This window comes from Terrisphaera buseokensis (assembly GCF_047521145.2).
Taxonomy (GTDB): Bacteria; Verrucomicrobiota; Verrucomicrobiia; order Opitutales; family Opitutaceae; genus ER46.
This window is the reverse complement of the sequence record NZ_CM134186.1, coordinates 949,268-961,178: the sequence shown is the minus strand read 5'-3', so window position 1 is coordinate 961,178 and position 11,911 is coordinate 949,268. Positions and strand designations below refer to the sequence as shown.

At 66.1% G+C, this 11,911-nt stretch carries 8 protein-coding genes; 4 read left to right on the top strand and 4 right to left on the bottom strand.

The annotated features are described in order from the left end of the window. Nucleotides 1-80: 80 nt before the first annotated feature. The 3 genes from ACLJEU_RS03525 to ACLJEU_RS03515 all read left to right on the top strand — a co-directional run bounded on the left by ACLJEU_RS03525 (nt 81) and on the right by ACLJEU_RS03515 (nt 3,831). Complete coding sequence (locus ACLJEU_RS03525) at nt 81-1,475, top strand: alpha-L-fucosidase (protein ID WP_414660953.1); 1,395 nt, start codon at nt 81-83, stop codon at nt 1,473-1,475. Between the two features lie 76 nt (nt 1,476-1,551). Beyond that, the gene (locus ACLJEU_RS03520) at nt 1,552-2,904 is read left to right on the top strand and encodes a Gfo/Idh/MocA family oxidoreductase (RefSeq protein WP_414660954.1); all 1,353 of its coding nucleotides are present in this window, start codon (nt 1,552-1,554) and stop codon (nt 2,902-2,904) included. Nucleotides 2,905-3,066: 162 nt separating this feature from the next. Next, complete coding sequence (locus tag ACLJEU_RS03515; protein ID WP_414660955.1) at nt 3,067-3,831, top strand: ThuA domain-containing protein; 765 nt, start codon at nt 3,067-3,069, stop codon at nt 3,829-3,831. 48 nt (nt 3,832-3,879) lie between these two features. Here ACLJEU_RS03515 and ACLJEU_RS03510 read toward each other — a convergent pair whose 3' ends face one another. Continuing rightward, on the bottom strand, nt 3,880-4,266 hold the full coding sequence (locus tag ACLJEU_RS03510; protein WP_414660956.1) for a response regulator: 387 nt from the start codon (nt 4,264-4,266) through the stop codon (nt 3,880-3,882). Nucleotides 4,267-4,420: 154 nt separating this feature from the next. Between ACLJEU_RS03510 and ACLJEU_RS03505 the strand changes: the two genes are divergently transcribed. Next, nucleotides 4,421-5,857, top strand: coding sequence for a PQQ-dependent sugar dehydrogenase (locus ACLJEU_RS03505; protein ID WP_414660957.1), 1,437 nt, complete (start codon nt 4,421-4,423; stop codon nt 5,855-5,857). A gap of 282 nt (nt 5,858-6,139) precedes the next feature. Here ACLJEU_RS03505 and ACLJEU_RS03500 read toward each other — a convergent pair whose 3' ends face one another. The 3 genes from ACLJEU_RS03500 to ACLJEU_RS03490 form a co-directional block, all read right to left on the bottom strand. Further along, complete coding sequence (locus ACLJEU_RS03500; protein ID WP_457795276.1) at nt 6,140-7,180, bottom strand: IS110 family RNA-guided transposase; 1,041 nt, start codon at nt 7,178-7,180, stop codon at nt 6,140-6,142. Nucleotides 7,181-7,322: 142 nt separating this feature from the next. Then, nucleotides 7,323-8,291: a ring-cleaving dioxygenase gene (locus ACLJEU_RS03495; RefSeq protein WP_414660959.1), complete on the bottom strand. Its 969-nt coding sequence runs from the start codon at nt 8,289-8,291 to the stop codon at nt 7,323-7,325. A gap of 133 nt (nt 8,292-8,424) precedes the next feature. Next, nucleotides 8,425-11,580, bottom strand: coding sequence for an immunoglobulin domain-containing protein (locus ACLJEU_RS03490; protein WP_414660960.1), 3,156 nt, complete (start codon nt 11,578-11,580; stop codon nt 8,425-8,427). Between the last annotated feature and the right edge of the window lie 331 nt (nt 11,581-11,911).

Sequence of the window (11,911 nt, the reverse complement as noted above, 5' to 3'; positions counted from 1 at the left end):
CCGACGCGTTGACGTAAACCTCCACCATCCTCGACGCCCCGCGCGAACCGTCTTCCGCTTTCCCTCCCGATCGCCCCGTCATGAACCGACGCTCGTTTCTCACCGCCGCAGGTTCGCTCGCCGCCGTCCCGGCCCTGCTCCCGCGCGCGATCGCCGCCGCTCCGGCCACCGCCGCGATTTCTCCGCCGCGGCCGCCGCCGCTCGCGCCGCGTTTCGGCGACGGCCGCGACTGGTGGTTTGAAAGCCGTTTCGGGCTGTTCGTGCACTGGGGGCTCTACGCGATCGAAGGCTGGCACGAGCAGGATCAGTGGCGGCGGCGGATCCCGCGCGCTGAGTACGTGAAGCTCGCGGCCCGCTGGAATCCGGTGAAGTTCAATCCCGACGCCTGGCTCGATGCCGCGGAAAGCGCGGGCATGCGGTATGTGTGCCTGACCACGAAGCACCACGACGGTTTCTGCCTGTTCGAGTCGAAGCACACGACCTATCACTCGGTCAACACGCCGTACGGCCGGGACATTGTCCGCCAGCTCGCCGACGCGTGTCACCGCCGGCAGTTTCCGCTCTGCCTGTACTACTCGATCGCGGACTGGCATCACCCGAACTATCCCAACCAGGGGCGCCATCATGAACTCCCGCCACAGCCCGGCGATGATCCCAGCCTGCCGAAGTATCTCGAGTTTTTGAAAGCGCAGGTCCGCGAACTCTGCACGAACTACGGCGAGATTCACGGTTTCTGGTGGGACATGAACGTCGACCAGCACGTCGATCGTTCCATCAACGCGCTCATTCGCCAGCTGCAGCCGAAGGCCGTGATCAACGATCGCGGTTTCGACGAAGGCGACTTCGGCACGCCCGAGCGCGACTACGGAAAGGAAGGCGCGCCGCTGCTCTCGTTTGAGAAACGCACCGAGGCCTGCCAGTCCATCGGGATGGAGAGCTGGGGCTGGCGTGCGAACGAGGATTACTACACCGATCGCCATCTCTTCCGCAGCCTTGCCCGGTATCTCGCGCGCGATGCGAACTACCTGCTCAACGTGGGGCCGCGCCCCGACGGCACGCTGCCACCGGAGGCGCTCGGATTTCTGCAACGCACCGGCGCGTGGTATCGCGCGATCAGGGAGTCGGTCGAGGGCACCGTGCCCGCGTCGCATCTCACCGTGAACCGCGACCTCCTGCTCACGCGCCGCGGCAATATCCTGTACGTGCTGCTCACTGCCGATCCCCGGGGTGACGCCGTGAAACTCAAGCCGCTCGCGCGGTTGCCGCGCCGCGCCACGCTGCTCAACACCGGCGCCCCGGTCGCCTGTTCGCTGGATCTCGTGCCGAGCGAACATGGCGATCAAGGGCGTTTCCTGCGGCTGACGCGCCTGCCGGTGAACGAATATGCCAACACCGTGCTCGTGGTGCGGCTCGAGTTTGATCACCTGCCGGCCACGCTGGCACCGGTGCCCCGCTCCGACGCATCCGTGCGGTAACTTTCGCCGCTTCGTCCGTCTTTCTGCTCTCCCGCCTTTTCATCCGCTGAATTCTCTTCCAACCTCCGCCACCTCCATGTCACCCCGCCCCTCGACCCGTCGCCGCTTCTTACAAAACTCCGCGCTGCTCGCCGCCGCACCCCTGATCCTGCCGAGCCGCGTGTGGTCGCAGACCAGCGCGCCGAGCAAACGACTCACGCTCGGCTGCATCGGCATGGGCAAGCAGATGAAGGGTCATCTCGGTGCGTTCATCGGCCGCGATGATGTGCAGGTGCTCGCGGTGTGCGACGTCGACACCACGCGGCGCGAGGCGGCGAAGAAACGCGTCGACGACACGTACGCGAAGAAGACGGGGGAAGGCTACAAGGCCTGCGACGCCTATAATGATTTTCGCGAGGTGATCGCGCGCAAGGACATCGACGCCGTGGTGATCGCCACGCCGGATCACTGGCACGCCTACATCGCGATTGCCGCGGTCAAGGCCGGCAAGGACGTCTATTGCGAGAAGCCGCTCACGCATAACATCCACGAGGCCGTCGAACTCGTGAAGGCGGTGCGCAAGCACAACCGCGTTTTCCAGACCGGCTCGCAGCAGCGTTCGTCGAAGGAGTTCCGCATCGCGTGCGAGCTCGTGCGCAACGGCGTGCTCGGTCGCGTGAATTCGATTCACGTGTCGTTCGGCGATCCCGCGACGCCGTACAAGGAACCGACCGAAGAAATGGAGCCGGGCCTCGACTGGAAGATGTGGTGCGGCCCGGGCCCGCTCGTCGGCTACAGCCCGTTCCTCTGTCCGCGTGGCATCCACGACAACTTCCCGAACTGGCGGAAAACGTGGGAATTTGGCGGCGGCATGATCACCGACTGGGGCGCGCACCACATCGACATCGCGCAGTGGGGGCTCAACATGGACGGCAACGGCCCCGTCGAGATTCGCGCCCCCCAGAACTGGCAGACCGCGAAGCGCGGCGCGCAGCTCGTCTACGCCGACGGCACCGTGCTCACGCACGTGAAGGGCAAGGGTGTCTCGTTCTACGGCACGGAAGGCGAAGTGCACGTGAACCGCGGCAAGTTTGAACTGATCCTGGACGGCAAGACCGTGCACAAGTTCTGGGACAAGGAGGTCGACAAGACGACGTCCATGGAGCGCGAAGTGACGCTGACCGAGCGCGAGTATCTCGCCGACGCGAAGATCAAACTCTACAACAGCAAGAGCCACTTCCAGGACTTCGTCGACTGCGTGCAGTCGCGCAAGCGGCCGATCTGCGACGTCGAGATCGGCGCGAGCTCCGTCATCGCGTGCCACCTGATGAACTTCGCGTATCGCTACGGTGCGAACGCACAGTGGAATCCCACGCGCAACAAATTCGTCGGCGGCGGCAGCTCGAAATGGCTGACGCGCGACAAGTATCGCGACGGCTGGTCGGTGTAACGTCACACTGTGACGTGGGACCGGCGATTGGGGGCTGGGACCGCGACCGCCCTCGGTCGCCCGGCAGAAATGCGACCGGGGGCGGTCGCGGTCCCAGTCCCGGCCCAGTCCAATCAGCACTTTCCCTCGCGGCCACCCAGTGGTCACGTCTCTTCTTACCCCATGAACATCACCCGCACCACCCTGCTCGCCGCGCTCGTGCTCGCGTTGAGCGCCGTCGTTTCCACCGCCGCCGATACGCGCAAGAAACTCGTCATGCTGATTGCCGAACCGGAATACGAGACCGGCACGACGCTGCCCGAGTTTGCCGCGAAGCACCTGGCAAAGGACTTCCGCGTCGTCACCGTCACGGGCCCGGCCACGGCCGGCGTGACGTCGTTCGACGGCATCGCCGAAATCGCGGACGCCGATGTGCTGCTCGTGAGCGTGCGTCGGCGCACACCGCCGGCGGATCAGTTCGGAGTCATCCGCCGGCACATCCAGGCGGGCAAACCCGTCGTGGGCATCCGCACGGCGTCGCACGCGTTCTCGCTCAGCAAGGGTCAGACGCTTGCCGCGGGCAATGCCGACTGGCCGCTATTCGACCACGAAGTGATCGGCGGCAACTACGCGGGCCATCACGGCACGGGCCCGGTCACGACCGTGACGGCCACCGGCCCGGCATCGGCGTCACATCTCATCCTGCGCGGCGTGGCGCTGCCGTTCACGTCGAACTCGACGCTTTACCGCAACACTCCGCTGCGGCCCGGCGCGATCGCGTTGATCACCGGCACGATTCCGGGGCAGCCGCCGGAGCCGCTCGCGTGGACGTACACGCGGCCTGGCGGCGGCCGGACGTTCTACACGTCGCTCGGCGGGCCGGCCGACTTCAAGCATCCGGCGTTCGTGCAGCTGTTGAAGAACGGCATTCTCTGGGCCGCGCAGTAACGGTCCCGGGAGGAGAACGTTCGCGATAGCCGGCCGTGCGGCGGGCCGTTAGGCCGGCTGGCTCGCGAGCGCCTGATCCATCGCGGCCTGCAGTTGCGCCCACGTAAAGGGCTTCATCAACGCGCCGTGCGCGCCGATGCCGCGCGCGAGCTTCAGATAATCGCTGCCTTCCAGGTAGCGGCCGCCGCCCGACATCGCGAGGATGCGCGCGCCCGGCTGCACTTTCTTCAGCTCCGTGATGAGATCGATGCCGTCGCCCTCAGGCATGAGCACGTCCGTGATCACGAGGTCGAAGCGCTGTTTTGCCATGACATCGCACGCTTCCCGCGCATTCCCCACCACCGTGACCGTATGGCCGGCGTTCCCCAGGAAGTGCTGGATCAGCGCGCGAATGCTATCTTCGTCATCCGCGACGAGAATGGAAAGGGGCTTCATTGCGTGCGAGTCACTCGTTGACGCATGACGATCGCCAACGCCGGGCCGAATGCAACCGGGTTGTCGGCCCCTTTTCACCGCGACGTCGCGTCGTCTGCAAATGGGATTTGAATCACTCCGGGCAACCGGCTGGGATCGCGGCGTCTTTCACCCCATGCGCATTTCCCACCTCTGTTGGCGGTCCTGGCGTCGCCTTGCCCTGCTCGCCGCGCTCGCGTCGACGTTATCGTTGCTCCGCGCCGCCGAGCCCCGCGACCCCGCGAAACTGTCCGCGGAATTCTGCGTCGGCTGCCACGGTCCCAACCTCGTGGGCGGCCCCGCGCCCAATCTCCTCGACGACGTGTGGAAAACCGGCTCCGACGACGACAGCATCCTGCGCGCAATCCGCGACGGCAATCCGCAGGCGAACATGCCGCCGTTTGCCGCCACGCTCAGCGAAGCCGAGCAGCGCGGCATGGTCGCATACCTGCGGCGCATGGGCCGCCAGTATGCGCTCGGTCTGATTCCGATCGTCGCGACGCCCCCGGCGTCGGTGACCGTCACGACGCAGAAGCACACCTTCCGGCTCGAGACCGTCGCGGCGCCCCTCGACACGCCGTGGGGCATCGTCTTTCTGCCCGACGGCCGGATGCTGGTCAGCGATCGGGTCGGACAGATTCGCGTGATCGAAAAGGGTGAGGTGAAGCCCGAGCCGATTCGCGGCACGCCGAAACCCTTCGTGCGTCAGGACGGCGGCTACCTCGATCTGATCGCCCACCCCGAGTACGCGCGGAACGGCTGGCTCTATCTCGCTTACACCGAAACCGGCGGCACGCGCGGCGGCACGATGACCGTGGTGGTGCGCGGACGGATCCGCGACGGCGCGTGGGTCGATCAGCAGGATATTTTCCGCGCCGCGCCCGAGTTCTATCCGGTGAATGACTTCAGTCACTACGGCTGCCGCTTCCTCTTCGACCGCGAGCAGCGGCTGTTCTTCACCATCGGCGACCGCGGCCGCGCACTCGATGCGCAGGATCTCCGCAGTCCGCTCGGAAAAATTCACCGCGTCATGGACGACGGCCGCATCCCGCCCGACAATCCCTTCGCGGGCCGGGCGGACGCGTTGCCCTCCGTCTGGAGCTACGGCCACCGGCATGTGCAGGGCCTGCAGTACCATCCGGCCACCGGCAAACTGTGGGCGACGGAGCACGGCCCGCGCGGCGGCGACGAACTGAACCGCATCGAGCCCGGCCGCAACTACGGCTGGCCGACGATTTCTCGCGGCCTCCCCCAACAGCGCGAGGTAATCGAAGGCACCGAACGGGCCGGCATGGAGTCGCCGCTCGCCTGGTGGACGCCGTCGATCGCGCCGGCCGCCATCGAGTTCTACGCGGGCGATCGTTTTCCACGCTGGAAGAACAGTCTCCTTGTCGCGAGCCTCGTCGGGCGTCACCTGCGCCGCATCGAGACCGACGGCGATACCGTCACCAGCCAGGAGGTGTTGTTCGCCGAGATGGGCCGCGTGCGCGATGTCGTCACCGGGCCAGACGGACTGATCTACCTCGCGTTGAACAATCCGGGCCGCATCGCACGCCTCGTGCCCGAACCCTGACGCAACGCGCAACAGCCTGACCCCTGCTATGGGAAAAACGAGGTCAAGCGTTCTTCAAGGCGGTTTGTAGATTGGGAGCATGGGAGTGAATGAAGCGGCTCCTTCGCGAACGGCGTCGGTCGGCGACCGGGCCTTAGCCTGCTATCCGCGCGTGCGCCATAGGCGCAGCGCATCATGATCGATTCAAGTCGGCGCGAAGGAGTGACGGGCCGCCCCATCTTTAAGCACGGGCGTGGCAAAGCACACCCAGGGGTCAGTGCGGGCGGCCCGCCGCTCCAAAGTCTAGTTGGTTTGCAGTCCGAGCGCGGCTGCGGTGGTGCGACCGGTGCCCAGTCGCCATAGGTCGACCGCGAGCTGACGGGCAATCGCGACGACGATCTTTTTCTTGCGGGCGCTACTTAACCGCAGAGCCGTGAGCGCGGTGTGCCATTTGACGATCGCGTGATAGTCCGGTTGGAACTGAAACAGGCGCCAAGCCGCTTCAATCAACAAGTGACGCAACCGTGGATTACCGTGCCGGCTGATCGAGCCCTGCAAGCGCGACTGGCCGGAGGAGTGTTCGCTTGGACACAAACCGGTATAGCTCGCCACTTGGCGACGGTTGCGGAAACGGTGCCAGTCGCCCACTTCCCGAGTGATCAGTTCCCAAGTCATCGGGCCCAATCCCAGTGGCAAACCCGTGGGCGCGGCCTGCTGCAAGCGCACGGTCAACGCTTGTAGCTCGGCATCGATGCATAACAACACGCGCTGCCAGATCACTAGTTGTGCGAGCAACTCGTCCGGCAACGCCAGCGTCGGGAGAACCTTCGGCGCCCACCAATCTTTCGACAGGCGCAGGCCGCGCAACAGTGCGGCGCTCTTGCCCTGCAGGATCAGACGCACTCGCTCTCGCGCCAAGCTCTGGCGCTGTCGGCCAATCGCCCGGGCCGCTTCTTCCGCTTCACTCGGTACTCGCACGACCGCCAGCGCGCCGCGATTGCCCGCTAGATAACGATCCAAGCATGAACAGAGCGCTGCGGCGTCACGGCTGTCGGTCTTTACTCGCTCACCATACGTGCTCCAGTCGCGGGGGCGTACCACGAGATTGTGCACGCCCAAAGCCGTGAGCTGCCGATGTAGCGTGTAACCGAACGGTCCGGCCTCATAACAACTATACACGGCCTCCGCTCGCACCAGTTGTCGTCGCATGAACGCTGGCAGTTGTTCGGGACTAAGATGCTGCGCCGGCTGCGAAACCTGCGCGTCGATCTGTCTGACCACTACAATCGAGCTGGAATGAACGTCCAACCCGAGCTTGATTACTCCGGCGCGAGCGCCGGTCACTGTCTGGATATCAGGTTCTGATGTCATAGCTCGGACAGCCTGGCGCTTCGCGCCCCGCTTGTCCGCCCCATGTCATCTTCCGGAAGGGGTCAGGCTGTTGCACGTTGCGGGGAATCGGTTTCGGACGGTACGGGTGCTTCGATTATGCGGTGACCAGCGGTTTCAATCCGCGTTCGATGGCGACGCGGCGCGGCTCCAGGAACGGCGGCAATGCGAGGCGTTCACCGAGGGTTTCCATGGGTTCGTCCGCGGCGAAGCCCGGGCCGTCCGTCGCGATCTCGAACAGGATGCCGTTCGGCTCGCGGAAATAGAGGCTGCGGAAATAGAACCGGTCGACGGGGCCGCTGGACGGCATGCCGAGTTTCGCGAGCCGCTCGGCCCACGCCTCGTACTCCTGGAAGTTCGGCGTGCGAAATGCGACGTGATGCACGCCGCCGGCGCCCTGCGACGCCGGTTTGGCGCCGGGCTCGACCTGCACGTGCAACTCCGCCTGCGGGCCGTCTCCACCCATGCGATACACGTGAAACGTCGACGTCGCAGCGTCGGCGCCCGCCCGTGGCGCGACGTATTCCCGCACGTGCTGCATCGCCATGACCTGAGTCAGGACCACGTCGGTCGGCCGCAGGTCGCGCACGCTGAGTGTGATCGCGCCGAGGCCGCGAATCTGGTGCTCCGCCGGCACGGCACTCTTTGCCCAGGGATGCACCGGGCCGGGCGTGTCGTCGGCGATCAAGCTGAGCCGCTGGCCCTCGAAATCCTCAAAGTCCAGCGTGGCGCGACCGTCGCGTTCGACGGTGCCGTGATGCGTGACTCCGTTCGTGGCGAAACGTTGCTGCCACCACGCGAGACTCGCCGTGCTGCCCACCCGTAGTCCCGTCCGGACGATGCTCTGCGTGCCGCGACGTTCGCGAGCCACCGGCCAGTCGAAGAACGTGAGGTCGGTGCCCGGCGAGGCCAGGCCGTCGGCGTAGAACAGATGATACGCGGAGACGTCGTCCTGATTGACGGTCTTCTTCACCAGACGCAGTCCGAGCGTCCCAGTGTAGAAGGCGTGATTGCGCGGCGCGTCAGCGGTGACAGCCGTGAGATGGTGGAAGCCGGTCAGTTGCATGCGAGCACGGTGCTCAACTTCCGCACTTCGTCCAGTCGGGGCGGGAGCGCCGGAACTGGACGTCGAAAAAAAAGGAGCGGGCGCTCGCGCGCCCGCTCCCCTTCGAGTCCGGAAGGATGGATTCCCGATTTGCTTAAGGCAGCTCGTAGAGTTCCACCAACCCGGTTCCAGTGGATCCGTTCACGCCGGACACGATGACCGTGTATGCTCCGGGCGCCAACGTGGTGACCATGACCGCATCGCGGCTGGTCGGGTCCGAGAAGCCGAAGGCACCGACCCGGCTGAACGTCGCGCTGAGCTCGGCGTCACCGCCCCAGTTGTCGTTCACGCTGATGCGGGTGTCGCCTTGATAGAGTTCGATCTGCGGGTCGGCGAGCGCGTCGGTGACGCCGAACGCGGCCAGCGTCGGGCCGACGGCGCGCAGCATGACGCGCTTCGCGTTCGTGCCGCCGATGACGAAGCCCACGCTCGGCGCGTCGGCACCAGAGCCGATGCGGGCGCGGACGGAGAGATTCACGAGCCGCGATCCGTTGCCGGACTGGGCGTCGTACACCTCGACCAGGGCCACGCCGGCGCCGGCCTTGCCGGTGAGTTCCACCGTGTAGGCGCCATTCGACAGCCGGCTCATCAGTGCGGAGTCGGCCGACGGCGCGGGCAGCGCAAACGCGCCCACCTGCACGCTGGTCTGGAGAATCGAGGCCACGTTGTCGTTCGTCAGCCAGTCGTCGTTGGACGCCAGGATCGTGGCACCCGAGTACAGGGCGAGGCGCGGATCCAGCAGCGCATTGGCGACGCCGAAGTTGGCAAGCGCGGGGCCGACGCCGCGGATGAGCACATCCTTGGTCGCCGTGCCTTCCACGACAAAGCCCACGATGAGACCGCCGCTGCCCTCGCCCGCGTTGGCGCGCACGGAGAGATTGACCAGACTGGAGGCGGCCTTCGGATCGACTTCGACGACCACCGGTTCGTCGACGGTGATGATGGCGCCCTCATCGTCGTCGGTCGGCTTTTTCCCGGGCATGTAGACGACCGAGAGCGTCGCCCGCGTGCTCGACACCCAGCCCGCGACATTGGTCGCGTCGGCGCTGTACCTGCCGGAGTCGGACTGGGAAACGGACTTGAGCGCGAGCGTCGCGCTGGTCGCGCCGGCGATGGCGACGCCGTCCTTCTTCCACTGATACGTCGGCGCCGGCGTGCCGGACGCCTTCACGGAGAAGGTGACGTTGGACTTGGTCGTGACCGTGCGGCTGATGGGCTGCAGCGTGATGACCGGAGGGGCCGCGACCACGAGCGTGGCCGCCTGGCTGGTGGAGGCACCGAGGGAATTCGTGGCTACAACGCTGTAGTCGCCGAGATTGCCGTCGCTGACGCCCGTGATGGTGAGAACCGAGGCCGTGGCGCCGGCGAGCGGCGCACCGTTCTTGCGCCACTGATACGACGGGCCAGGAATGGCCGCGGCCGACGCGGTGAAGCGGGCGGTCGAACCATAGATGACGGCTTGGGACGCGGGCTGGACCGTGAACACCGGCTCGAGATTGACCACGAGCGTCGCGCTGTCGCTGACGACGGCACCCGCGCTGTTGGTGGCAATCACCGAGTAGGTGGCCGCATCAGCCGAGGTCACCGCGCGAATCGAAAGCGTCGCGCTGGTCGCACCGGCGATGCTCGCCGAATTCTTGCGCCATTGGTACGTGGGCGTCGGGGAGCCCGAGGCCTGCACCGTAAGCGTGGCCGTGGTGCCACCCAGGACCGTCTGGGTGCGCTGCGGCTGCAGCGTGATGACCGGCGGGGAGGAAACGCCGGATGATGTCGGCGGCGGGGGCGGCGGCGTCACCACCGTCGGCGCGGTCACCGTCAGGACCGAGGCATTGCTGGTGGCGGCACCGGCGGAGTTCGTGGCCACGACCAGGTAACTCGCACTGTCACTGACGGCGAGACCGGCGAGCGTGAGCGTGGCAGTCGTGGCACCGGCCATCGGCACGCTGTTCTTCTGCCACTGGTAGGTCGGCGCGGGCGTACCCGAAGCCGCCGCGGTGAGCGTGACCGTCGCGCCCACGAGGGCGGACTGGCTGGCGACAGGCTGCGTCGTGATGGCCGGAGCCACGGTCGTCGGCGCGGCGGGATTCACCGTGAGGGCCGAGCCATTGCTGGTGACGGAACCGGCAGAGTTTGAAACGAGGACCGTGTAGGTCGCGCTGTCGTTCACCGTGAGTAACGCCAGCGAGAGTGAGGCATTGGTCGCACCGGAAAGCGCGACGCCGTTCTTGCGCCACTGGAACGTCGGGGCCGGCGAACCCGAAGCGCCGACAGCCATCGTGACAGTGCCGCCCGCGGTGACCGACTGGCTGGCGACAGGCTGGCTGGTGATCACCGGGGCCGTGCTGGTCGGCGGAGCCGCCGTGACGGAAAGGACCGCGTCGTTGCTCGTGGCCACGCCGGCGGAATTGGTCGCAACAACCGTGTACGTGGCACTGTCGCCGCTCGTCAGTCCGGCGAGCGCCAACGTGCTGTTCGTCGCACCGGAAATCGGGGAACCGTTCTTGCGCCATTGATACGTGGGCGACGGGTTGCCCGTGGCACTCACGTTGAAACTCGCGGAACCACCGGCGACCACGGTCTGGCTGGCCGCGGGCTGGGTCGCAATGGCCGGGGCCACCGTCGTCGGCACCGGAGCGGTGACGGTCAGCGCCGAATTCGAGCTCGTCGCCGTGCCCACTGAATTCGTCGCCACGACGTAGAATGTCGCGGTGTCGTTGGTGGACACGCCAGAGAGCGTGAGCGTGGCCGTCGTCCAGCCGGTGATGGCGGAGCCGTTCTTGTACCACTGATACGTCGGGGCCGGCGAACCGGACGCGGCCGCCGTGATCGTCACGGTCGCACCCGTCGCGACCGTTTGTGAAGCGATCGGCTGCGTCGTGATGACTGGCGCGGATCCCGTCGGCGCCGCCTCCACCACGAGCACTTCATCCGGACTCGTGGCCGAACCCACCGAGTTCGTCGCGACCACCGTGTAGGTGCCGGCGTCGCCGGTCGTCACGGCGGGAATCGCATACGTGAACGACGTAGCACCCGCGATGGCGTTGCCATTCTTCTTCCACTGGAAGGTGGGTGCCGGATTGCCATCCGAGGTGGCAATCAGGGTCACGCTCGACCCGACGGTGACCGCGCCGGCCGCGGCCAACCCCGTCGATGGCGCGAGGGACAGGGCGAGAAGTGCGAGCGCGCATGCGCCCGTCCCGCTGTTTGCACCACCCGCCCCGCGGCGAGAAAAGAAGGAGAGCAAATTCATTGCCCTTCACTTCGCCTCCCCTGCCTCCGACCAAAACTCAGAATGGTACTTAACCGCCCGCTGCGTAGTCGCCGCAGGTTGTTTATCGCATGGATATCAACACTTAGACGTCGATGGAATTTACACGTTTTTGCGCGCGCCGAGATTTTACGATGGCTTCACGCGCTGATCGTGCGATGCGATTCAAGCCCGGAAAAAGACGCTGCATCGCAAAAAACGCGCAGAGATTCGCACGCATTTTTTCTCAAGTGCGCGCACGCCTTCGCAGTCGTTTCCCGTCGATGCGCTTACGTCGCCGCTGCGCGCAACGGTTGATCGAACCGCCGCGCGA

What these genes read in the sequence shown, in the direction of transcription:
- ACLJEU_RS03505 (WP_414660957.1), top strand. Translation starts at nt 4,421, where the DNA reads ATGCGCATTTCCCACCTCTGTTGGCGGTCCTGGCGTCGCCTTGCCCTG.
- ACLJEU_RS03515 (WP_414660955.1), top strand. Translation starts at nt 3,067, where the DNA reads ATGAACATCACCCGCACCACCCTGCTCGCCGCGCTCGTGCTCGCGTTG.
- ACLJEU_RS03490 (WP_414660960.1), bottom strand. Translation starts at nt 11,580, where the DNA reads ATGAATTTGCTCTCCTTCTTTTCTCGCCGCGGGGCGGGTGGTGCAAAC.
- ACLJEU_RS03510 (WP_414660956.1), bottom strand. Translation starts at nt 4,266, where the DNA reads ATGAAGCCCCTTTCCATTCTCGTCGCGGATGACGAAGATAGCATTCGC.
- ACLJEU_RS03520 (WP_414660954.1), top strand. Translation starts at nt 1,552, where the DNA reads ATGTCACCCCGCCCCTCGACCCGTCGCCGCTTCTTACAAAACTCCGCG.
- ACLJEU_RS03525 (WP_414660953.1), top strand. Translation starts at nt 81, where the DNA reads ATGAACCGACGCTCGTTTCTCACCGCCGCAGGTTCGCTCGCCGCCGTC.
- ACLJEU_RS03495 (WP_414660959.1), bottom strand. Translation starts at nt 8,291, where the DNA reads ATGCAACTGACCGGCTTCCACCATCTCACGGCTGTCACCGCTGACGCG.